This window comes from Streptomyces sp. NPDC102462, from assembly GCF_044765425.1.
GTDB lineage: Bacteria > Actinomycetota > Actinomycetes > Streptomycetales > Streptomycetaceae > Streptomyces.
Genome location: NZ_JBIWKB010000041.1, coordinates 13,445 through 35,272 on the forward strand (window position 1 = coordinate 13,445; position 21,828 = coordinate 35,272).

Annotated in this window: 23 protein-coding genes; 12 read left to right on the forward strand and 11 right to left on the reverse strand. The window is 71.2% G+C overall.

What is annotated here, in order from left to right:
- Positions 1–340: 340 nt before the first annotated feature.
- The 3 genes from ACIRFL_RS29490 to ACIRFL_RS29500 are packed head-to-tail and all read right to left on the reverse strand — an operon-like array spanning position 341 to position 3,481.
- The gene (locus ACIRFL_RS29490; protein ID WP_404034301.1) at positions 341–1,408 is read right to left on the reverse strand and encodes a methyltransferase; all 1,068 of its coding nucleotides are present in this window, start codon (positions 1,406–1,408) and stop codon (positions 341–343) included.
- Between the two features lie 60 nt (positions 1,409–1,468).
- Positions 1,469–2,530 (reverse strand): nitrous oxide reductase family maturation protein NosD, encoded by a 1,062-nt coding sequence (locus ACIRFL_RS29495; RefSeq protein WP_404034303.1) that lies wholly within the window; start codon positions 2,528–2,530, stop codon positions 1,469–1,471.
- A gap of 60 nt (positions 2,531–2,590) precedes the next feature.
- The gene (locus tag ACIRFL_RS29500) at positions 2,591–3,481 is read right to left on the reverse strand and encodes an aminoglycoside phosphotransferase family protein (RefSeq protein WP_404034305.1); all 891 of its coding nucleotides are present in this window, start codon (positions 3,479–3,481) and stop codon (positions 2,591–2,593) included.
- Between the two features lie 10 nt (positions 3,482–3,491).
- On the opposite strand from ACIRFL_RS29500, the gene ACIRFL_RS29505 reads away from it, so the two are divergent.
- The gene (locus ACIRFL_RS29505) at positions 3,492–4,157 is read left to right on the forward strand and encodes a rhomboid-like protein (protein WP_404034307.1); all 666 of its coding nucleotides are present in this window, start codon (positions 3,492–3,494) and stop codon (positions 4,155–4,157) included.
- Between the two features lie 110 nt (positions 4,158–4,267).
- Complete coding sequence (locus ACIRFL_RS29510) at positions 4,268–4,768, forward strand: GNAT family N-acetyltransferase (protein WP_404034309.1); 501 nt, start codon at positions 4,268–4,270, stop codon at positions 4,766–4,768.
- Positions 4,769–5,180: 412 nt separating this feature from the next.
- Here the strand turns inward: ACIRFL_RS29510 and ACIRFL_RS29515 are convergent, their stop codons facing one another.
- Positions 5,181–6,341, reverse strand: coding sequence for a helix-turn-helix domain-containing protein (locus ACIRFL_RS29515; protein ID WP_404034311.1), 1,161 nt, complete (start codon positions 6,339–6,341; stop codon positions 5,181–5,183).
- Between the two features lie 606 nt (positions 6,342–6,947).
- On the opposite strand from ACIRFL_RS29515, the gene ACIRFL_RS29520 reads away from it, so the two are divergent.
- The 4 genes from ACIRFL_RS29520 to ACIRFL_RS29535 all read left to right on the forward strand — a co-directional run bounded on the left by ACIRFL_RS29520 (position 6,948) and on the right by ACIRFL_RS29535 (position 10,094).
- A complete protein-coding gene (locus ACIRFL_RS29520; RefSeq protein ID WP_404034313.1) occupies positions 6,948–7,523 on the forward strand; it encodes a hypothetical protein in 576 nt (191 codons plus the stop codon).
- A gap of 173 nt (positions 7,524–7,696) precedes the next feature.
- Positions 7,697–8,914, forward strand: a complete 1,218-nt coding sequence (locus ACIRFL_RS29525) for a sensor histidine kinase (RefSeq protein ID WP_404034315.1) — start codon at positions 7,697–7,699, stop codon at positions 8,912–8,914.
- On the forward strand, positions 8,911–9,549 hold the full coding sequence (locus ACIRFL_RS29530; RefSeq protein WP_404034317.1) for a response regulator: 639 nt from the start codon (positions 8,911–8,913) through the stop codon (positions 9,547–9,549). Before ACIRFL_RS29525 ends, ACIRFL_RS29530 begins: the two co-directional genes overlap by 4 nt.
- Positions 9,550–9,593: 44 nt before the next feature.
- Positions 9,594–10,094, forward strand: coding sequence for a hypothetical protein (locus tag ACIRFL_RS29535; protein WP_404034319.1), 501 nt, complete (start codon positions 9,594–9,596; stop codon positions 10,092–10,094).
- A gap of 103 nt (positions 10,095–10,197) precedes the next feature.
- On the opposite strand, the gene ACIRFL_RS29540 is transcribed toward ACIRFL_RS29535, so the two are convergent.
- Positions 10,198–10,902: a pentapeptide repeat-containing protein gene (locus tag ACIRFL_RS29540; RefSeq protein WP_404034321.1), complete on the reverse strand. Its 705-nt coding sequence runs from the start codon at positions 10,900–10,902 to the stop codon at positions 10,198–10,200.
- A 147-nt stretch (positions 10,903–11,049) separates the two neighbouring features.
- Here ACIRFL_RS29540 and ACIRFL_RS29545 point away from each other — a divergent pair, with 147 nt between their 5' ends.
- Both ACIRFL_RS29545 and ACIRFL_RS29550 read left to right on the forward strand, forming a co-directional pair.
- Positions 11,050–12,210, forward strand: a complete 1,161-nt coding sequence (locus ACIRFL_RS29545) for an NAD(P)-binding protein (protein WP_404034323.1) — start codon at positions 11,050–11,052, stop codon at positions 12,208–12,210.
- Positions 12,211–12,279: 69 nt separating this feature from the next.
- On the forward strand, positions 12,280–13,260 hold the full coding sequence (locus tag ACIRFL_RS29550) for a zinc-binding dehydrogenase (protein ID WP_404034325.1): 981 nt from the start codon (positions 12,280–12,282) through the stop codon (positions 13,258–13,260).
- A gap of 544 nt (positions 13,261–13,804) precedes the next feature.
- Here the strand turns inward: ACIRFL_RS29550 and ACIRFL_RS29555 are convergent.
- Both ACIRFL_RS29555 and ACIRFL_RS29560 read right to left on the reverse strand, forming a co-directional pair.
- On the reverse strand, positions 13,805–14,380 hold the full coding sequence (locus ACIRFL_RS29555) for a hypothetical protein (protein ID WP_404034327.1): 576 nt from the start codon (positions 14,378–14,380) through the stop codon (positions 13,805–13,807).
- Between the two features lie 251 nt (positions 14,381–14,631).
- On the reverse strand, positions 14,632–14,808 hold the full coding sequence (locus ACIRFL_RS29560; protein WP_404034328.1) for a hypothetical protein: 177 nt from the start codon (positions 14,806–14,808) through the stop codon (positions 14,632–14,634).
- Positions 14,809–15,508: 700 nt separating this feature from the next.
- On the opposite strand from ACIRFL_RS29560, the gene ACIRFL_RS29565 reads away from it, so the two are divergent.
- The gene (locus tag ACIRFL_RS29565) at positions 15,509–16,240 is read left to right on the forward strand and encodes a DUF5919 domain-containing protein (protein WP_404034330.1); all 732 of its coding nucleotides are present in this window, start codon (positions 15,509–15,511) and stop codon (positions 16,238–16,240) included.
- A gap of 208 nt (positions 16,241–16,448) precedes the next feature.
- Here ACIRFL_RS29565 and ACIRFL_RS29570 read toward each other — a convergent pair whose 3' ends face one another.
- Entirely contained in the window at positions 16,449–17,480 is a 1,032-nt protein-coding gene (locus ACIRFL_RS29570; protein ID WP_404034332.1) for a hypothetical protein, read from the reverse strand.
- Positions 17,481–17,793: 313 nt separating this feature from the next.
- Between ACIRFL_RS29570 and ACIRFL_RS29575 the strand changes: the two genes are divergently transcribed.
- Both ACIRFL_RS29575 and ACIRFL_RS29580 read left to right on the forward strand, forming a co-directional pair.
- Positions 17,794–17,970: a hypothetical protein gene (locus tag ACIRFL_RS29575; RefSeq protein ID WP_404034334.1), complete on the forward strand. Its 177-nt coding sequence runs from the start codon at positions 17,794–17,796 to the stop codon at positions 17,968–17,970.
- A gap of 79 nt (positions 17,971–18,049) precedes the next feature.
- The gene (locus ACIRFL_RS29580; protein ID WP_404034336.1) at positions 18,050–18,664 is read left to right on the forward strand and encodes a TetR/AcrR family transcriptional regulator; all 615 of its coding nucleotides are present in this window, start codon (positions 18,050–18,052) and stop codon (positions 18,662–18,664) included.
- A gap of 150 nt (positions 18,665–18,814) precedes the next feature.
- Here ACIRFL_RS29580 and ACIRFL_RS29585 read toward each other — a convergent pair whose 3' ends face one another.
- Both ACIRFL_RS29585 and ACIRFL_RS29590 read right to left on the reverse strand, forming a co-directional pair.
- On the reverse strand, positions 18,815–19,330 hold the full coding sequence (locus ACIRFL_RS29585; protein ID WP_404034338.1) for a GNAT family N-acetyltransferase: 516 nt from the start codon (positions 19,328–19,330) through the stop codon (positions 18,815–18,817).
- Between the two features lie 111 nt (positions 19,331–19,441).
- On the reverse strand, positions 19,442–20,017 hold the full coding sequence (locus tag ACIRFL_RS29590) for a TerD family protein (RefSeq protein WP_388713185.1): 576 nt from the start codon (positions 20,015–20,017) through the stop codon (positions 19,442–19,444).
- 171 nt (positions 20,018–20,188) lie between these two features.
- On the opposite strand from ACIRFL_RS29590, the gene arfB reads away from it, so the two are divergent.
- Complete coding sequence (gene arfB, locus ACIRFL_RS29595) at positions 20,189–20,617, forward strand: alternative ribosome rescue aminoacyl-tRNA hydrolase ArfB (protein ID WP_404034340.1); 429 nt, start codon at positions 20,189–20,191, stop codon at positions 20,615–20,617.
- Positions 20,618–21,292: 675 nt separating this feature from the next.
- Here the strand turns inward: arfB and ACIRFL_RS29600 are convergent.
- The gene (locus ACIRFL_RS29600; RefSeq protein ID WP_404034342.1) at positions 21,293–21,760 is read right to left on the reverse strand and encodes a GNAT family N-acetyltransferase; all 468 of its coding nucleotides are present in this window, start codon (positions 21,758–21,760) and stop codon (positions 21,293–21,295) included.
- Between the last annotated feature and the right edge of the window lie 68 nt (positions 21,761–21,828).

Genomic DNA, 21,828 nt, shown 5'->3' on the forward strand with positions numbered 1-21,828 from the left:
CCGGCGGCCGGGACCGGGCGGGCATACTGTCGTCCTCGCTGGCACCGCCGGCGGCCGGGACCGGGCGGGCATACTGTCGTCCTCGCTGGCACCGCCGGCGGCCGGGACCGGGCGGGCATACTGTCGTCCTCGCTGGCACCGCCGGGAGCTGGGACCGGGCGGGCATACTGTCGTCCTCGCTGGCACCGCCGGGAGCTGGGACCGGGCGGGCATACTGCCGTCCTCGCTGGCACCGCCGGGAGCCGGGAACGCACGGATATACCGGCGTCCTCACCCGCGCCGGCGGAAGCGGGCCCGCGCCGGCGGAAGCGGGCCCGTGCCGGTACGCCGCCGTTCCGGTTCAGCTCGGGACGTGGCAGTCGAATGCGTCCAGATACGGGTTGACCGGACGGATGTCGTCGACGACCAGGCCGGCCGAGGTCAGCCTGCTCACCATGGAGTCGGTGGTGTGCTTGGCCCCGCCGACGTTGAGCAGCAGCAGCAGGTCCATGGCGGTGCTGAAGCGCATCGACGGGGTGTCGTCGACAAGGTTCTCGATGACCACGACCCGGGCGCCCGGGCCGCCCGCACCGATGACGTTGCCAAGGAGCCGGGCCGTGCTCTCGTCGTCCCACTCCAGGATGTTCTTGATGACGTAGACGTCGGCCTGCACCGGGACCGACACCCGGGCGTCGCCGGGCACGATGCGCACCCGGTGCGCGAGGTCGCCGCCCGCGCGCAGCCGCGACACGGCGTTGTCCACCACGCGCGGCAGATCGAGCAGACTGCCGTGCATCGCGGGGTACTTGTCGAGCAGGCTCGCCACCACATGGCCCTGGCCGCCGCCGACGTCCGCCACCGAGGCGCTGCCGGACAGGTCGAGCAGGGCGGCCACGTCCCGCGCCGACTGCTCGCTCGACGTGGTCATCGCACGGTTGAAGACGTCCGCCGACTCGGGGGCGTCCTCGTTGAGGTAGGCGAAGAACTCCTTGCCGTACAGGTCCTCGACCACGTTACGGCCGGTGCGCACGGCCTCGTCCAGCCGGGGCCAGGCGTCCCAGGTCCACGGCTCGGTGCACCACAGGGAGATGTCGCGCAGGCTGTTCGGGTCCTCCGCGCGCAGCAACCGGGACATGCCGCTGTGCGCGAAGGTGCCGTCCGGCCGCTCCTCGAAGACGCCGTAGCAGGACAGGGCCCGCAGCAGCCGGCGCAGCGGCTTCGGTTCGGTCTGCACCGAGGCCGCGAGGTCCGCCACGGCCATGGGGGAGTCCCCGAGGGCGTCGGCGACGCCCAGCCGGGCGGCGGCCCGGACGGCGGCGGCACACGCCGCGCCGAACACCAGCTCTCTGAGCCGCATGGACGGCGGCGGGGACGCCGGTCCCCCCTGGTGGTGCGGGACCGACGGCTTGGCGGAGGTTGCGGTCGTCATGCGCCGCCTTCCTTCCTTGGGTCGGGCGGGTGGTGGGCTACGGGATGCGGTGGCCGCCGGTCAGCACAGGCCCGAGGGCTTGGAGGCCCGGCAGGAGTTGCCGCTGAACGTGTTGCCCCGGCCGGTGTCCGTGTTGACGAGGTCCGCGGGTACGTTGTCCGCCAGCAGGTTGTCGCTGATCCGGTTCCGTTCGCTGGTGGCGCCCACGAAGCTCTTGAACAGGACGATGCCGCCGGACAGCGGTGACCGGCCGGCGTGCCCGGTGACCAGGTTCCGGGTGACCAGGGTGTCCTCGGCGCCGGTCAGCACGATCCCGGAGCCCTGCAGTTCGGGCAGCCGCGCGGTCTTCGGGCAGGCCCTGTTGTTCTGGGTGATCCGGTTGTCCCGCACGGTCAGGGCGCCCGCCCGCGGCTTGTTCTCGTCGCCGACGACGAACAGGCCGACGCAGTTGCCGGTGACGTAGTTGTCCGCCACGGTGAGGTTGCGCAGCCGCCGGACCGTGACGCCGATGCGGTTGCCCTCCAGGCGGTTGCTCTCGACCAGTGCGCCCCCGGTGTCCTGGGCGCCCTCCTCGGCCGTGACGGTGTTGGCGAGGAAGAGGCCGGCGTCCCCGTTCTCCTTGGCGTAGTTCTGCCGGAAGACGCCGTGCACGGACCGCTGTTGGGCGATGCCCCAGACGCCGTTGCGGACGGCGTACACCTTGCTCACGGTCATCCCGTCGGTCCCCATGCCGAACACGCCGGCCTTGGGGAAGCCGGTCACGGTCAGGTCGGCGACCGTGACGCCCTCCAGGTCGCGGGTCCTGGAGCCCATCACACAGATGCCGTTGCCGCGCTCGGCGCATTCGGTCGTGGCCTTCTGCCCGGACGGCTGGAGCACCGTGTCCTGGCCCATGCCGCGCAGGGTCACTCCTGGCGTGCTCACCGTGACGCTCTCGCGGTAGCTGCCGGGGGTCAGCAGGACGGTGTCACCGGGCCGGGCGGCGTCGACCGCCTTCTGGATGGACTGGCCCGGGCGGACCACATGGGTCGTGGGGGCGGCGTCGGCCGGAGTGGTGGCACCGAGCGCCGCACCGGCGAGCGCGGCGGCGCAGGCCAGATACGCGATATGGCATTTCGTCATATCCAGTACGCTATGACCGATTAGCTGATGAATACGGCGGATGGTCCATCCGGTGGCGTGTCATCCGCGCAGTGCACGCCCGATCTCCAACTGGACGGTCTCCAGCGGCCGTCCGTCTGCCAGCTCCCACAGACAGTTCTGCAGCACCCGCCCCAGCGTCCAGGCCCGTGCCCGCTCCCGGTCCAGGTCCAGGGCGTCGGTCAGCGCGTCGAAGCGCCAGTGGGTCTCGGCCGGGTCGTAACGGTTGTCGATGGCGGGGAGCAGTTCGAATCCGGGGTCGCCGGCCAGCGGCTTGGGGTCGATGGCCAGCCAGTCGGCCCGCCGCGCCGCGAGCACATTCTCGAAGTGCAGGTCCCAGTGCAGCAGCCGGTCGCCGGGCTCGGCCAGCACCTCGCGCACGGCCGCCGCGCAGTCCGCCACCAGCCGCCGGTCCGCCGGGTCCGGGATGCGGCCGAGGGCCCACGGCACCCGTTCCAGCATCAGCCGCGCGATGTCCCCGAGCCGCCGCATCCCCGGCGGGGCCGGCCGCGCGGTCAGCCGGGCCAGCAGCGCGCCGATGACCCGCACGGCCGCCCGGGCATCGGGCACATCGCCCAGCATGCGGCCCTCGTCCAGCCGCTCCAGCAGCAGTGTGCAGGTCGGCTCGTCGTGCTCCAGCAGCCGCACCGCCCCGTCGCCGTCCCAGGCCCGCAGGGCGAGCGGTTCGCCCGCGCTCTCCTCGTCGAGCGGCTGGAGCTTCAGCGCGGCCGGCCCGCCGTCGGCACGGACCACCGGCAGCACCAGCGCGCACACCCCGTACATGGCCGGACCGTCGATCCGCAGCTCCCACCGCCGCAGGAACTCCGCGGCCCGACGTGGCAGGTCCGCGACGAACGCGCGCCCCGCCTCCCCGTTGAACTTCTCCTGTGAGGCGGCCAGCTCGCCAGGCACTTCGATCACCTTGCCGACCATACTGACGGGTGTGAACCGGGTCATCCGAATTCGGCGCCGGCTCAGGGCGGTGGCGCTCTATGTGCGCAGCGCCCCGGGGACCTACGTCTGGCTGCTGATCCTGTTCGTCACCACCGTCGCCCTGCACTACATGTCCCCGGCCTTCGAGCGGGAGTTCCTGCGACAGCGCTCGACCAACATCCACGAGCTGTCGCGGGACCCGGTACGGGTGCTGATCAGCAGCGCGATGTGGATCGACAGCGGCCACTGGCTGCCGTACGCCGCCCTGTACACGGTCTTCCACGCCCAGGCCGAACGCTGGCTGGGCACCCTGCGCTGGCTCGCGGTGTGCGTCGCCGCCCATGTGCTGGCCACCCTGATCAGCGAGCTGACGCTGCTGAACGCCATCCGGGAGGGCGCCGCACCGCAGCGGGCCGTCGACACCCTCGACATCGGCGTGAGCTATGCGCTGGCCGGCGTGGTCGGCGTGCTCACCTACCGGATCGCGGCACCCTGGCGGTATCCGTATCTGGCGGCCGTGCTCGCGATCGTGCTGGTGCCGCTCGTCACCGGCGCCACCTTCACCGACTTCGGGCACTTCCTGTCCGTCCTGGTCGGCCTGGCCTGCTATCCGCTGGTCAGGGGCCGGGGGAAAGCATGGGATCCAAAGGAGACACTGACCGCCCTCAGGGGTTAGCGTCCGCCCATGAGCAGCACGGCGAGCACTGTCGTCAACGGCGGCACCTCCTTCTGGTACGCGCGGCCCGAGCCCTTTCGCCCACGGTGCCGGGCGGCGGGGCGGCGCCCGTGATCCGCGCCGCGACCCCCGCCGACATCCCCGTCATCCACGCCCTGATCCAGGAACTGGCCGCCTACGAGAAGGCCGCGGACGCGGCCAGGGCCACCCCCGAGCAGCTGCACACCGCGCTGTTCGGGCCGCACCCGGCGGTCTTCGCGCACCTGGCGGTGGACGACTCGACCGGGGAGGCGGTCGGCTGCGCGCTGTGGTTCCTCACCTTCTCCACCTGGCGCGGCGTCCACGGCATCCATCTGGAGGACCTGTACGTCCGGCCCGCCGCGCGCGGCGGCGGCCACGGGCGCGCCCTGCTCGCCGAACTGGCCCGCATCTGCGTGCGGCGCCGGTACGCGCGTCTGGAGTGGTCGGTCCTCGACTGGAACGAGCCCGCGATCGGCTTCTACCGGTCCCTCGGCGCACACGCGCAGGACGAGTGGCGTGCCTACCGCCTGACCGACGCCGCACTCACGGCCCTGGCCGCACGACCCACCCAGGGCACCCCGGCCCCCTGACCCGGCCGCGCTTCCGGCCCGGCGGCCGCCGGCCGGGGCGCGGTCCTGACCTGACCGGGAGAGCCGACCGGGGCATGGCGCGGCTTGGCTGGGGGAGCCGGGCGGAGCGTGTTGTGGCTTGGCTGGGGGAGCCGGTCGGGGCAGGGTTCCGGACTGGTTGGTGGTCTGTCCCGGTCATGGCCCGTCCCGGACAAGGGCCCTGACCGGCTGCGGTTCCGGCTCGGCGGGCTCTGGCCGGGGTGTGGCCCTGGCCTGAGTCTCGGGCGATCTCCGGCAGAGACAGCCGACTGATCTCCCCAATGGCACCGCCCTGGCACAGTCGACTATGGCCGTCAGATCCGAGCTGAAGCCGCGCGCGGCTCCTGGATCAAGGGGAGGATCGCAGATTCGGGAAGACCGGTGTCCATCGCCTTCATCCCTTTTTCTTCTCAATCGACTTGAGGTTCTGGTACGCCTCCCGCAGGTCTACGCTCTCGGGGAGTTGCCGAGCCTCAACAGCCTTGACGACTTCCAACGCACGCCAATGATTTGAGGGTACTACCCTCCCGGACAGAATGGCTTTCTGTGCCGAATCACATGCTTCGTCGAGCCGGTCTGCCTTGAGAAGAATCAAAGCCAGATCGATATTCGCCGAAGCTACACGCCGTGGCCACTGGCTTACGTCGTCACTCGGGCTCAGCCTATTGATCACTTCCCTGGCGTACGGTTCGGCCGCTGAATCACCGAGCCATGCGAGTGTCGTAGCTGTATAGGACAGAGCCTTTCCAGGGTCATAGCGGTAATGGTGCTCCGGCGTATCAGGGGAACCGATAGCGGCAGAGAGAGCCTGTACCCGTTCAACGGCTGAGTAGGTCTCTTTCCCGTTGCCTAGCCGTGCGCTTGCTCGGCCCTCTTGCGCTGTAGCCTGAATGACTGCGGAGCCATCAGATGGAGCTATCTCCTGCGCGGCCCGGGAAAGGTCAACGGCTTGGATGTAATCCCCGTCGGTAAGGAGTCGCCAAGCCTCGGTCTCGTAGCACCACGCCTCAATCTCACGGTGTCCAGCTTCTCTCGAAAGCGTTGCGGCTGTCTCTAGAAGAGCCGTAGCCGCATTGTCTTGCATAAGGTCGATATGGGTTGTCGCCCCGAGCAGAGACAGCCAGCCCCCAACGGCCAGAAAGCGACGATGTTGCGAAAGTGTCTTCCGGCCGTCGAGTAATTTTCCGACGTAGGCAGAGTGTTTGCGCACCTGCCTCAGCAGGTCTTCCGGCTTGGCTTTGGGGTAGGCCATGGCCAGGCCATCAAAGGCACGCTCCAGACGCTCAAGGGTGACATTCCCTACGTCGCTTGCCTGCGCACGTCTGGCCAATTCCCAAGCGTCCATCTCATCGTCATGAGTGCCGCTGTCTTCTACTTCCAGGGATAGACCGAGGTATTCGTTAATTGCTTGTGTCAACTCAGAAGAGGGAGCTTGTTTCCCGTTGAGTACGCGACTCAGATAGGCAACGTCGTAATGGAGTTCCTTGGCCGCACCTCTCAGGCTTTTCCCCTGTGCCTTGAGTGCCGTCCGTACCTCCGACCCAAAGTCGATCATGGTCCAGCTCCCGTTGACTGTTGACCGCCATCGTAGTCAACGCCGGTCAACTGCCCCATGTATGCGCGGAATCGGTTGAGTAGCCAGAAGCAACAGAAGACCCCCGCGACGGGCGAACATCCGGGGGCTTGGTCACCAACCATCAAGGGGTTGACGACAGTGCCCAAAGCTACAACCAGACTCCCGCGAAGTCCCGAGCGGGCCGGAGGGGGCACCGACGCGCGGCAGATGGAATACACGACGTACGCCCCGCCGGGTGAAACGTGTCCGTCATGCGGTAATGCGATCAAGAGCCTTGAGGCGTGCCGCCGGGGGATGCTGGCCCGCCGTGACGCTTCTCCGCTGGTGGCGTACTGGCACACGGACTGCGCCCCGAAGGCGGAGCGGTGATCTCCGTGGACCAGCGCAAGACTCGTCTGCCGCACAGACGGTCCGCTTTCAACCCGACGCCCCCGACCTCATGACCCTCGTCTCGACGAAGGAAGGTTCTCGATCGTGTTGCCTCCGGCACCGCCAGGTGTTGTCCCGTACATCGCCGGATGGAGTGAGGAAAGGCTCCTGTCGTGTCCGATCGTCCGCCGCCGCGTGGTCCCGGGGATCGGGTACGTGGATGAGACCCCGTATGACCGGGACAGCTCCGGTGTGCTGTGGGTCCGGTACGCCCTGCGGCCGAAGCGGCGCCGGGGCAGCCCGCAGCTGCGGAACGTCCATCCGTACCGGCAGCGCCGGGCGATGCTGAACATGATGTGCCAGGTCTGCTCCCGCATGCCGACGGACCCGCATGGCCCGCACCTGTTTCTTCTGCGGGACTCCTGTGGTGCGGTCCGGGAGGGGGAGCGTACGACGAGCCCGCCGGTGTGCGTGCCCTGCGCCGGGATCTCCATCCAGCTCTGTCATGCCCTGCGGGGTGGGCGGTTCGTGGCGGCGTGGGCGAGGCGCGTGCCCGCGTGGGGTGTCGTCGGTCCCCTTCACCATCCCGTCACGCTTCAGCCGATCCCGGGGTGTCACATGGAGCAGGTGAAGTACAGGTCGGAGTGGGCGCCGTGGGTCCGGGCCGCTCGCACGATGGTGGAGCTGCGCGGGGTGACACCGGCGGACCTGGACCAGGAATTCGCGGCCCTCGGACGCGACCGTCTGGAGGAAGAGTTCACCCGGGTCGCGGAGCTGACCGCGGTCGCCTGACGGACCGGCCCGCCCCTCACGGCGAGTGCTCGGCAGGGCTCGTCCGGGGGACGCCCGGGTCATCCGATCGGCTGACCCTGGGAGCCGCAGGGGCTCGTCACAATGAAGGTCGCGATGAAGGTCGCACTGAAGGTGTTCGCCCAGTTCAAACGGCCGGAAGGGAGGGCGGGCGGGTGGCGCAGCCGTACGAGCCGGACGCCCGGTGGCCGTCCGCCGTGCTGCACGCGGCGTTCTTCCTGCTGCTCGGCGGCGCCGTCACCGGTTTTCTGCTGCGGCACCCGGGCGATCCGCTCATCCCATGGATCATCGCCCTGCCCGTGGTCCTCACGCTGCTGTACGTCCTCGGACCGACGCTGGGCGGCACGCGGGCCTGGCCGGCCCGGTGGCAGCACGCCTGGCTCGGCCTCGTCGTCGTGGTGTGGACCGTACTGGTCCTGCTGGCGCCGAGCTTCGCCTGGTGCGCGATTCCCCTCTTCTACGCCGGGCTGCGCACCCTGCCGCCGCGGGCGGCGGTCGCTGTGGTGGTCGTCCTGACGGTCCTCGTCGTGGCCGCGCAGCTGAGGTTCGCGGGCCGCTTCGACCCGAACCTGCTGTTCGCCCCGCCCGCGGTCGCCGCCCTCGCCACCACCGTCTTCCTCCAGGCGCAGCGGCAGGCGGCACGCCAGCGCGACCTGATCGACGATCTGCTCCGCACCCGCCGTGAACTGGCCGCGTCCGAACGCCGCGAGGGCGTCTTCGCGGAACGCCAGCGGCTGTCCATGGAGATCCATGACAGTCTCGCCCAGGGCCTGTCCAGCCAGCGGATGCTGCTCCAGGCGGCCGAGCGGGTGTGGGAGGGGGACCCGGCCAAGGCCCGTGCGCACGTCCGCAGCGCGGCGTCCGTCGCCGAGCACAACCTCGCCGAGGCCCGGCGCTTCGTGCGCGATCTGGCCCCGGCCGACCTGGCCGGCGACGGCGGGCTCGGGGCGGCGCTGCGCGCCCTCGCCGCCCGGGAGTCCGGCGGGCCCCTCGGCGTGCGCGTGCATGTGGACGACGGCGGGCGGGCCCCGGAACTGCCCGAGCGGGTCCAGTCGGCCCTGTTGCGCATCGCGCAGGGCGCGCTCGCCAACGTCCGCGAGCACGCCGCCGCGACCACCGCCGCGCTCACCCTCACCCTGCTCGACGACCGGGTCGTCCTGGACATCGCCGACGACGGCCACGGTTTTGACCCCGCCGCCCGGTCCGGTGCGGCGTCCGGGCTGCGCGGGTACGGGCTGCCCGCGATACGGGCCCGGGTACGGCAGCTCGGCGGCGCCCTCACCGTGGAGTCGGCGCCCGGCGAAGGTACGGTCCTGTCCGTCGTCGTCCCCCTGGAGGCTCCCCATGATCAGGAAAGCAGGGCCGTTCGATGAGTGACCGCGGCGCCGTGCGCATCCTGGTCTGCGACGACCACGCCGTCGTACGGGCCGGGCTGCTCGCGCTGCTCGACAGCGCCCCCGGCATCGAGGTGGTCGGGGAGGCCGGCACGGGCGAGGAGGCGCTGGCCATGGCCGCGAAGCTGACGCCTGACGTGGTGCTGATGGACCTTCAGCTGGGGGCCGGCATCGACGGCGTGGAGACCACGCGGCGGCTGGTCTCCGGGCCCGGTGCCACCCCGCATGTGCTGGTCCTGACGACCTATGACACGGACGCCGACATCACCCGTGCCATCGAGGCGGGCGCGACCGGCTATCTCCTCAAGGCGGAACGCCCCGAGGAGCTGTTCGCGGCGATCGCCGCCGCGGCCGAGGGCCGTACGGCGCTCTCCGCGCCGGTGGCCGGCCGGGTGATGGCCCAGCTGCGCAGCCCGCGCCCCACGCTCACCGACCGCGAGCGGGACATCCTGGCGCAGCTCGCGCAGGGCCTCGGCAACCGGGAGATCGCGCGTGCCCTGTTCATCAGTGAGGCCACGGTGAAGACGCATCTCAGCCGCATCTACTACAAGCTGGGCGTGGACACCCGGGCGGGTGCGGTGGCCGTGGCGAAGGAGCGGCGGCTGCTGCCGTGAGGGCCGCCGCGGTGCCAATCCGCGGGCGTGACACCATCGCACCCGTGCTCGACATCGGCTACGCCCTCTCCCCGCGCTTCCCGGACCCGCCGCAGATGGACTACCGGCGGGCGGACGTCCACGCGCTGCGCCACGACCTGTTCTGCGGGGACGTCTATCTCGCGGACACCGAGACGGACCGGGAGCTGTCCACAGCCTGGGGATGGGTTCCGGTGCTGGACTTCGCGTGGGCGCTGTGCGACATCGTGGAGCGGCTGGACCGGGACCCGGCGGGCTCGCGGGCGTCGAGGCCGCAGCGGGCGGAACTGGACTTCACCGAGTCGACCGACCGCATGCTCTTCGAGCGCCGCTTCGGCTGGGTGGACATCGAGGCCGACTGGATGCCGGCCGAGGAGGCCCCGCTGTCCTTCTCCCATGCCGAACTGCGCCGTGAGGCACGGGACTTCCTGCACGACCTGCTCGCCGACCTGACCGACCTGCACGAATCCCTGGCGGAGAACCCGGCCGTGTGGACGCTCCAGGCCCGCTTCCCCCGGATGCCATGAGCCGACCCCGGGCCCGCCCACGGTCACGGCCCCGTGACGGACCCCCTTGGTGGGACCCGTGGTCGGACTCACGGCCGGGGCCGCTCAGGCGGAGGCCGGCCGGTCAGTCCTCTACTCGGATGCCCAGTTGGGCCGCCAGCACCGGTGCCAGGTCCAGTAGTTGACCGGTACTGAGGACCGCGCCGGACAGCCGCTCCACGCCACGGGCGATCTCCAGCGTGACGGCGCCGCGCAGGTCCACGTCCGTGAGGGTGGCACCGCCGAGGTCCGCGCCCTTCAGCGTGCAGTCGATGAACTCGACCCGCTCCAGACGGGCTCCGCCGAAGTCCGGTTCGACCAGGACACAGTTCTCGAAGACGACGTCCTTGACTCTGGCCGTGCGCAGATTGAGGTAGTCGATCTTGCCGCCGCGGACCAGGACCCGCTCCAGGACCGCGCCGTGCGCCTGGGTGCCGCCCAGGCGGGCGTCGAGCAGTTCGACGTCCCGCAGGGTCGAGTCGGCGAGGTCGGTGCCGACGCCCCGTATCCCGGTCAGCGCGGTGTCGAGGATCCGGGCTCTGCGCAGCCGGGTCTCGTCGAGGACACATCCGGTCAGCGCGCAGTCCATGAAGCGGGCGCCCCCGCCGTCCTGCCCGGCCAGGTCCGCCTCGCTGAACTCGACGCCGTCGTAGTCGCCGTCCGGCCGCAGCCCGCCTCCGTCGTACGGCGCCAGCGGCGGCAGCCGCAGTTCGGGGCGGCGCGCCGCCCGCACCCCGGTCCGGCCCGGCCCACCGGACCCGCCGGTGCCCCCAGTCGCTCTCCTCGCCATGCCCTCATCCTGCCGCACGCCTCTGACAATCCGTCCTGACCTGCGACGACGCCATCCATGTCACATTCCGGGCGCCTTCAACCGTCCTGTTGTCGTACACCCGGAACACAACCGCAGGGCCGCCCCGGCCCCAGGGAGGACCCACCCATGCACCGCATCACCGTCATCGGCGGCGGCCTCGCCGGGCTCACCGCGGCCGTCGCCGCCGCGGAGGCAGGCGCCAAGGTCACCGTCCACGAAGCGCATCACACTCTCGGCGGGCGGGCGCGGACCGCCGAGGGACCGTACCGGACGAACGAGGGCCCGCACGCCCTGTACAGCGGCGGCCCGCACTGGGCGTGGCTCAAGCGGCGCGGCCTGCTCGGGCCGATCGCCCCGGTCCCGCCGCGGGCGGCGGCCCGGCTGCGGCTGCGCCACCGCGGTGTGCTGCGCCGCACCCCGCCCTTCGCGATGCTCAAGCTGCTGCGCCCGGGCGCCCCGAAGGCCCCCGTCGACCGGGACTTCCTCGGCTGGGCGACGGCCGTCGCGGGCGAGGAGGGCGCCCTGGCCGCCGCGCACTACTGCGCCGTGGCGCTCTTCCACCACGACCCGGGCGCGCTGTCCGCCGCCTTCGTGCAGGAACGGCTGCGCCGTGCCACCCGGCTGCCACCGGAGGCGCACTATCCGCGCGGCGGCTGGGCGAGTGTCATCGACCGGATGGCCGCGCGTGCCTGGAACCTGGGGGTGCGGATGGAGACGCTGTCCCGCGTCGGTACCGTGCCGACCGACACTCCCGTGATCGTCGCCACGTCGCTGGACGCCGCCCGCGGGCTGCTCGGCGACGACTCGCTGGCCTGGCCCAGCGGGTGCGCGGTCCTCGTCGACATGGCGGTGCGCACCCGGCGCGGTGACGCCTTCGCCGTATCGGACCTCGATGCGCCCGGCTGGCTTGAGCGGTTCACCGCCGCGGACCCGTCGCTCGCCCCGGCCGGTGAACAGCTGATCCAGGGGCAGATCCCGATCGAGCCCGGCGGGTCACGGGCGGACGGCGTCGCCCGCGCCGAGCAGCTGCTCGACCTGGGCTTCGCCGGCTGGCGGGAACGGGTGACCTGGCGGCGGGAGGCCGTCGCACGGGGCCGTACCGGCGCGGTCGACCTGCCGGGCACCAGTTGGCGGGACCGGCCCGCGATCGACCGCGGCGACGGCGTGTACCTCGCCGGCGACCAGGTCGCTGCGCCCGGTGTGCTGTCGGAGGTGTCCTTCAACAGCGCCCTGACCGCCGTGTCGCTGGCCCTCGGCCGGCGTGCGCTGGACCTCAGGCACGCTTGACGTCAAGCGCCCTTGAGGTTGGAGGGTGGGCGGCGAGACAACACCGCAAAGCCTCACGGGGGGTCCCTCATGCACGCCGTTCGTCTGCACGCCTTCGGCCCGGCCGAGAACCTGGTCCACGAGGAGGTCGCCGATCCCGTGCCGGGGCCGGGCCAGGTCCGGATCGCCGTGGCCGCGGCCGGGGTCCACCTGCTCGACACCGCGCTGCGGCAGGGGCATCTGGGTCCGCTGCCCGAGCCGCCCGTCCTGCCCACCGTGCCCGGACGCGAGGTGGCCGGTGTCGTCGAATCGCTTGGCGAGGGGGTCGCCGATGAGTGGCGCGGCCGACGCGTGGTGGCCCACCTCGGGTTCGCGCCCGGCGGCTACGCGTCACTCGCCGTCGCGGGCGCCGACCGGGTCCATGAGATCCCGGAGAACCTGGACTTCGCCGAGGCCGTCGCCATGATCGGCACGGGCCGTACGGCGATGGGGATCCTGCAGTTCACCGAGCTGGGCCCGGACTCGGTGGTCGTGGTACCCGCGGCGGCGGGCGGCATCGGCACGCTGCTGGTGCAGTACGCGCGCCACGCCGGCGCGACGGTGATCGGGCTCGCGGGCGGGCCCGGGAAGGTCGCGCGGGTGCGGGCGAACGGCGCCGATCTCGCCGTCGACTATACGGAGGCCGGCCGGCCGGAGAAGGTCCGCGCGTTCCTGGGCGGGCGGCGGGCCACGGTCGTCTTCGACGGGGTGGGCGGCGATGTGGCCCGGGAGGCGGTCGCGCTGCTCGGGGACGGTGGGCGGCACATCGTCTTCGGCTGGTCGGCCGAGGGCATCGGCGCCGGCGGCCCGTACCTCGTCGAGGGGGTCTCCGAGCAGGTGCTCGGTCCGGTGATGCTGGGCCGGGCGGGCGGCACCGACCCGATGCGCACGCTGGAGCTGCGCGCGCTCGCCGAGGCGGCGGCGGGCCGCATGCGGCCCGCCGTCACCCGCTTCCCGCTCACCGCGGCGGCGGCAGCCCACCGAGCACTGGAGACCCGCGCGACGATCGGCAAGGTGGTCCTGGAACCGTGACCCCGACCGGGCCCGCGCCCGAACCAGAACCGCGACCCCGGCCGGGCCCATGCCGAGCCGGAACCGCGGCCCGGTCAGGGCCCTTGTCCGGGCCGAATCGACCTTTGTGGCCCGACCCCCGACGACGCGATCGCCAGCCTCGTGACCACCGCGCGGCAGATGACCGCGGCGGCAGTCGCGGCCATCCCCGCGGGGCCTGCCACCGACTGAACCGCCGCATGCTGACCGTGCTTGCAGCACGGAGGTATTGCGCACTGCGCCACACCGCAGCCCTACGGCAAGCGGCGAGCCGAAGGAACCCGCGCGCGGCGCCCGGGAAGCCCGGCACATCGGGGGCGGCCCGGATCGCGTGAGACGTCCGGCGGTTGAGGGTGCCGACCAGGCCGGGGGCGGTCGGATCGGGGGCGGTTGGCTCTGAGGCGACCGGCCCCAACACGGCCGGCTCGCCGGCAGCATGCCGATATCGGCCAGACAGTCAGCCGGTGGGTTCCCCGCCCAGCGCGACCGCCGGCGCGAGGTCCAGGTTTCGGAGCGGGCCGGTCCGTCAGGCGACCGCGGTCAGCTCCGCGACCCGGGTGAACTCTTCCTCCAGGCGGTCGCGTCCGAGGGCCGCGAATTCCTGGTCCAGGTCCGCCGGTGTCACCCCGCGCAGCTCCACCATCGTGCGGGCGGCCCGGACCCACGGCGCCCACTCCGACCTGTACTTCACCTGCTCCATGTGACACCCCGGGATCGGCTGAAGCGTGACGGGATGGTGAAGGGGACCGACGACACCCCACGCGGGCACGCGCCTCGCCCACGCCGCCACGAACCGCCCACCGCGCAGGGCATGACAGAGCTGGATGGAGATCCCGGCGCAGGGCACGCACACCGGCGGGCTCGTCGTACGCTCCCCCTCCCGGACCGCACCACAGGAGTCCCGCAGGAGAAACAGGTGCGGGCCATGCGGGTCCGTCGGCATGCGGGAGCAGACCTGGCACATCATGTTCAGCATCGCCCGGCGCTGCCGGTACGGATGGACGTTCCGGAGCTGCGGGCTGCCCCGGCGCCGCTTCGGCCGCAGGGCGTACCGGGCCCACAGCACACCGGAGCTGTCCCGGTCATACGGGGTCTCATCCACGTACCCGATCCCCGGGACCACGCGGCGGCGGACGATCGGACACGACAGGAGCCGTTCCTCACTCCATCCGGCGATGTACGGGACAACACCTGGCGGTGCCGGAGGCAACACGATCGAGAACCTTCCTGTGTCGAGAAGAGGGTGGCGGCCCGCCGGCCCCCGCTGGGGAGAGTCGGGAGCGGGAAGCCGGCGGGCACCTGGAGGGCTCCGGTCACTCCCTGGGGCGCCAGCGACCGGAGCCGGTCATCGGGTCAGCGGCCGATACCGGCCACGAGGGCACCCATGAGGACGGCCAGGACCAGCGCGTAGAGGAACTGGCCCCACGGACTGTCCGTCTCGTAGCGCCTCGGAGCGGCGGGAATTTGGGGTGCCGCTGGTGCGCTGGGTGCGCCCCCGGCCTCCCGCTCGGCGTACGGGTTGTCTCGCAAGCACCCATCGTCAGTCGGCTGCGCCTGCACCCCGTACGTGCGGCACTCGGTCGAGTAGATGCCCGCGGGTGCCCCTTCGGCCGTCTCGGCCCCGAGGGTCCATTCAGCGGCACTGATGATCGCACGCATCACGGTTCCCCCCTACTGCGCCGGTTTGCTTCGGTCACGAGGGCATGCAGCCTGCTGCGACTGCCGGGCGCGGTGCACCGCGGGCACGCGCAGGGCGGGTATCCGCTGGAGAAGTCCGGCGCGCCCAACGGTTTCACGGTGTGCTTGCTGCGCACCTGCGTACGGGCGCCCGTCTCCGGGTTCACCCGGTAGACCTCGATCGTCATCACTGGACACGCTCCCAGGGGTCCATCTGGGCGCCTGCGCGGCTGATCCTGGCCGGCTCAGCCCTGCGCGTCGACGTCGGGCCGGACAAGAGGCCCTGCTTGCCGGGCATACGGCGCCCGAACAGGGCGGCTCTCACGCGTTCGAGTGCCTGTGATAGGTAGGACACTGTCAGCGCTCCTCTGAAGCGTTGGCCACGCCCCGGGACCGTTCGCGCGGTCGCCGGGGTCTCTTGTGCGCTCAATCGTCCTGGCCCCTGGTGGCCGTATCTCCTGACATGGAAGGACAGTTGGGCCGGTTGGGCGGTAGCGTTGAAAACGCCCAAACGTCCAGAGGAGGGGACTTGAACCGAGCCCTACGGTCAGCTATGGACGATGCGGGGCTGTCCCCCCGACAGCTTGCGGTCCGTGTGGGAGTTGCGAGCAAGACCATTGAACGTTGGGTCGCGGATGAGAACTTGATTCCGCATGCTCGAAACAGGGCAGACGCCGCCGAAGCGCTGAAAGTAGATGAGGAAATGCTCTGGCCCCAGGTAGTAAAGGACCGCCTGAAAACAGGCGGAGACCTGGAAATCGTGCGGACCTATCCCTACCGTTCCGCGTGCCCGTCGACGGTCTGGGGCGAGCTTGTGGCCAGCACGAAAGAAGACCTGTTCTTCGCTGGCTACACGAACTACTTCCTGTTCATCGACCAGCCGAACTTTGTAGCCACCCTGCGTAAAAAACTGGAAAGCGGGTGCCGAGTCCGATTTCTTCTGGGCGACCCTGAAAGTGAGATCACGCGCCAGCGTGAAGCTATTGAAGATGTTGCCCTGTCTGTCTCCACGCGCATCCGTATCACGCTGGAGAATCTACGCAAATTGGGCAGCGTGGAACAGCTTGAAGCGCGTTTTAGTGTCTCGGAAGATGCAGCGAATCACGTGAGCCTTTCTGTGTTCCGGTTCGATTCTCAGGCTCTCGTGACACCTCATCTTGCCAGGCTTGTGGGCCACGATTCCCCCCTGTTGCATCTACGTCGACACGATCAGGACGGGCTATTCGAGCGGTTTACTGAGCACGCCGAAGAACTATGGTCGCGCGCAACACCCGTTAGTATTTGATGGCGCCCCACAACGCAGACCTCAAAACGTCGGCGTGGCCCGCATGTGCCAGGTAAGGCGTACTTACGGTTCGTGGTCAAGGCCGCTCGGCGCGGCGGGCGGCAGGCTCGTGGAGCGATGCTGACTGCGGTGTGGTCTGCGCTGGTGGCCCACGTGTGGTGCCGCGGGAGGGGCCACCGCTCGGGGTGGCCCTTCCCGTAGGGACGTGTCAGTGCCGGCGTAGCTCCGCGAGCATCAGCGTCGGGTCGTTTCCGGCCAGGTTTGCGCCGTTGGTTACGTAGGCTCGTTTTCCTCGTACGGCGACGGCTGTGGTGCCCTGCATGCCGTCCTCGGTGTCCAGCAGGGTCTCCTGGGCGCCGTTGGCGCCCACCCGTACGAGCTTGCTGGTCTGGTTGATCGCGGCGAGGATCTCGGTGCCCCGACCGGTGAAGTCAAAGTCGTCGATGCCCTCCAACTGCGTGGCCCGGACCGTGGCGTGGCCGGAACCGCCGTCCTTGGTCACCGGGATACGGACGATGGTGCCCCGGTCGGAGTTGCCGGCCCACACGGCGCCGTCGTGGATCTTCATGCCGTTGGCGCCGAAGAAGCCGTTCGGCGCCAGGGCCGGGTCCGCCGACCACACGGAGGCCTCGCCGCCGCGCAGCGGGGCCTGCCAGATGCGCCCGCCGGTGGAGTCGGTGACCAGGAAGCGGTCCCGCTTGCCGTCGATGACCAGTGCGTTCGGGAAGCTGTCGGCGGGCAGCGGTACGACGAGCCGGGGCGTACCGGAGCGACGGACCTGCCAGATCCCGGTCAGCCCGCCCTGCCCGGAGGAGTAGAGGAAGTACACGACGCCGCTGCCCGACCGGGCGACCCCGGTGACCCCGGGGGTCCCGACGACCGGGGTGCTGGTGCCGCCGCCCGGAGGCAGCGGCATGGTGGCGAGTGTCTGGACGGCTCCGTCCTGCGCGACCCGCACCACCTGGCGGGCGTGGATCAGGCCGATGACCACGCCGCCGCCGGGCTCCAGGGCAATGCTCTCGGCGACCTGGCCCGCGGCTCGATCGAAGTGGGCGAGGACGCGCACGTCGCCCAGGCGGGTGCCGACGGCGTGGTCGGGGTGCGTCGGGGAGGTGGCCAGGACCGCGGTGGGGGCCGGGGTCGCGGAGGCCGCGGGGGCCGCGGCGACTGCGGCGAGCAGAGCGGCGAGGCCGAGCGTGGTGGCGCGCCGCCGCAGCCTGGTGGGTCGGTGAGGGGACATGGTCTTCCTTTCGGTCATGCGACGGAGAGAGTCCTGGGCAGGACGGGACGTCCGGCGGCCCGCACAGGACCGTCGGGCGCGTGTCGATGGTGAGGGGCCGGCCGGGAGGTGCCGGTACGTTGGCGCTTTGCTGCGCGGGCCGGCCCCGGACGGGATGGAACGTTCCTGGCCGAGCGCAGTCGGCAGCTGGGGCCGCGAGGCCGCGGCGCTGCCCGGCGCGGGGAGCACACCGGTGTACCGGGCGGCCCGTTGTCGGTGCCCGCCATCCGGGGGCGGACTGAAGGACGCGCCCTGTCCTGCCGGCTCGGCGAAGGTGTCCGCGTCCGCTCTCCAGGCCACGAGTACGGCCTCGTGGTCCGCGGCACATGCGGTGGCGACGGTGTGGATGGGCTGCTACGTCACGGTGTGCTCCTACCTGCGCCGCGACGAGCGGAACCTGGTGGGGCGGCATGACCCCGCGAACCTCACCATCGCGGACTGTATCGCGTAGTACAGAAGGCCTGCGGCAGACTGTATCAGCAAGTACAGAATCTCTGTACTGTGAAGTACAAAGCAGGGAGGGGGGCTCCATGGGGCACACACCGACCACCGCACGGGGTCGCGCGACCCGGAAACGCATCCTTGATGCGGCAGCAGACCTCATCCAGCGGCGTGGTGTCGCGGCGGTGACGCTGGACGATGTCGAACGCGCCGCGGGGGTCGGCCGCAGCCAGCTCTACCACTACTTCGACGACCGCGACGACCTCATCCGCTCTGTGGTGCATTCCACCGTGGACACGGTGCTGGCCGCGCAGGAACCGCTGCTCCTGAAGGTCGACTCGCTGGCCGGCATCGACCGCTGGTTCGACGCGATCGTGGCCAACGGAACGCGGCAGGACGCGGTGGGCGGCTGCGCGATCGGCTCGTTGGCCAGCCAGCTCAGCGGCCGGGACGACCTCGCCCGCCAGGCGTTCGTGGACGCCTTCGCGCGCTGGGAGGCCCCCCTCATCGCGGGCCTGCAGCGGATGCAGGAGTCCGGCGAGCTGTGCCCGGACGCGGATGTGACGGAGCTGGCCGACCTCACCATGGCCGCGATTCAGGGCGGCCTCCTGCTGGCGCAGGTCCGCCGCACACCGGACCAGCTCCGTCTCGCCCTGCGTGGCGCGCGGGCGGCGCTGGAGGACGCGCTCACCCCCCTGCCCTGAACGTGGTTCACCCGGCGTTCGGCAAGGAGATCGGCGTACGGCCGTCCTGGCGCGAGACTGGCACTGCCGGGGCGTCCATGACGCCCTCCTGTCACCCGCGTCGTCGACCGGGGTGTGCCGATGGCGGGGACGGTGGCAGGGCGTGGTCGGTCAGAGCGCGCGCAGCGTCTTGCGCATGACCGTGCAGGGCCGGCCGTGCGCGCGGTCCGGCCGACGGTCGATCACCTCGTACCCCAGCGCGGTCCAGAAGGCGAGGCCCTTGGAGTTGTTGTCGAGGACGGCGAGCCGGACCGCGGTGCGCCCGGCCGTGCGGAAGCGTTCCTCGACCAGTGCGGCGATGCGCCGCCCGTACCCCCGGCCCTGCACCCGGGCGTCCACCATCAGCAGCCCGATCCATGGGTCCGGGTCGAGCGGATCGGGATGCCGGGCGAGGGTCGCCGCGACGCCGATCAGCCGCCCCTCGCTGCGCGCCAGCAGCACCTCCGCCTCCGGGTGCGCCAGCTCATCGGCCAAGGCCGCCGCCACCTGGTCCTGCCGCACGTCGTCCGGGTCCGGGAAGTCGCCGCTGAGGGCGTGGAAGTCGCGGTTGGAGGCGTACAGCGCGGTGAGTTCGGCGAGCACGGGGGCCGGGATGTCACGGTCGGCGGGCAGGGGCTCCAGGATCACCGGCGCAGCGTATCGCCCGCGTCCCGGGAGCCTGTTGACGATGCGGCCGGGCCGGACGGCGCGGCCGGGCCCGGTCCGGTTCAGACCGGTCCGGGCCCGGCCGCGTACGGGTCAGACGTTGACGCCGAAGTCCTGGGCGATGCCGACCAGTCCGGACGCGTAGCCCTGGCCGACCGCGCGGAACTTCCACTCGGCGCCGTTGCGGTACAGCTCGCCGAAGACCATGGCCGTCTCCGTGGCGGCGTCCTCGGAGAGGTCGTAGCGGGCGATCTCGGCGCCGCCGGCCTGGTTGATGATGCGGATGTAGGCGTTGCGGACCTGGCCGAAGTTCTGGCCGCGGTTCTCGGCGTCGTAGATGGAGACCGGGAAGACGATCTTGTCGATGTCGGCCGGGAGGGCGGCCAGGTTGACGTTGATCGCCTCGTCGTCGCCCTCGCCCTCGCCGGTGCGGTTGTCACCCGTGTGGACGATCGTGTTGTCCGGGGTCTGCTTGTTGTTGAAGAAGACGAAGTGACCGTCCGAGTAGACCTTGCCCTGCGTGTTGACCGCGATCGCGGAGGCGTCCAGGTCGAAGTCCGTGCCGGTGGTGGTGCGGACGTCCCAGCCGAGGCCCACGGTGACGGCGGTCAGGCCCGGAGCCTCCTTGGTGAGCGAGACGTTGCCACCCTTGGACAGGCTTACAGCCATGGTTTGGGAGTCCCTTCCCTCGTTACGTACGTACGGCTTCGTACTGGGGACGAAGCTACCGTCACCGGGAAGAACGCCAAGGGGGGGCCAAGAGGTTCCGCATGGCTTTACCTTTTTTACCTTCCGCTAATTCGGGTGACGCGGAGCGCGCGCGGGCGCGACCATGGACGCATGTCCGGTCCCTATGTCATCCGTGGCTCCGTCTCCCTGCCCGAGGCCGAGCTGATGTGGCGTTTCTCACGCTCCTCGGGGCCCGGCGGACAGCATGTCAACACCAGTGACAGCCAGGTGGAGTTGCGCTTCGACCTGGCGCGGACCGAGGCGCTTCCCCAGGTGTGGAAGGACCGGGCGCTGCGGCGGCTCGCGGGGCGGCTGACCGACGGCGTCATCGCCGTCCGCGCCTCCGAGCACCGCTCCCAGTGGCGCAACCGGGAGGGCGCCGCGGTGCGCCTCGCGGCGCTGCTCGCGCAGGCGACGGCCCCGCCGCCCAAGCCCCGCAAGCCGACCCGGATCCCACGCGGCATCAACGAGCGGCGGCTGCGCGAGAAGAAACAGCGTTCGGAAACCAAGCGGGGCAGATCGGGCCACGACTGGGCCTGACCGCCCCGCCCCACCGGGGGCACGCCCCACGCCGGCCGTACGCCACCACTCTGGACCGTCACGGGGGGCGGGACGGGGACCGTGACCCGGGACTGCGGCGGGGGCCGTGCGAGGGATCGCGGTGCGAGCCGGGACGGGGGCCGCTACGGGGGGCCGTGAGGCGGGTCTGCGATGGGGTGCGGCGGGGAACCGTGACGAGTCACGGGAGCGCCGGGCCGGGATCGGGGTCGCCGGGTTTTCGGGGTTCTGTCGCCGGTTTTCGGGTCTGGGGAGCCCTGCCTCGACCTGCCTGCCGGTGGGCGGTACGGGCGCGCTCGCCTCGCCTCGGTGCCACCGCGCGCCGCTCTGAGGCCGCGTCCGGCGCCCCACGCGCGTCGGCTCCGGCGTCCCGCGTCCAGGTCGGCCCCGGCACCCCGCTCCGGCGCCTCGCTCCGAGTCGGCTCCAGCACTCAACCCCGCGACAGGTCCGGCATCCCGCGTGCGGGTCGGCTACGGTACCCCGCTCCGAGTCGGCTCCAGCACTCAACCCTGCGACAGCTCCGGCTTCCCGCATCCGAGCCGGCTCCGGCACCCCGGTCCGGCACCCCGCTCCGAGTCGGCTCAAGCGCCCCGCTCCGGCACCCCGCTCCGGGTCGGCTTCGGCGCACAACCCCGTGTCAGGTCCCGCGGCTCGCTCTACGTCAGCTTCAATACCCCGACCGTCTGGCCGCCGCTGGTTTCCGTGGTGGTGAGGAAGCCCAGGCGTTGGTAGAAGGCTTCCGGGCCGGTCGCGCCGGGGTGCCAGCTGACGTACAGGTGGCTGTCGCCGCGGCGGCGGAGTTCGGCGGCGACGGACTCGACCGCGAAACGGCCGTACCCCCGCCCCTGTTCGCCGGCCGCGATGTTCAGTCGCCACAGGCCCGAGCGGAACACGCTCCCGTCGCCGTGCCAGTCGATGCCGAGGAAGGCCATCAGGAAGCCGACCGGGCGGTCGTCGTCGCCGTCCACGATCAGTCGCGGCCAGGCGACGCCCGCCGGGTGCGCGTACGCCTCGGCGAGGGAGTGGGCGACGGGCCGCACCACGTGCTCCTGTTCGGGCGCGACCCGGATGCCGAGGGCGGCGTCGACGGTGTGCGCTGTGATCTCTTTCAGGCGGGGCGTCATTCCGGCACGGTAGACCGGACGGTGATCATGGACCAGGGAATTTCAGCCCCGCCACGCGGACTCCCCGT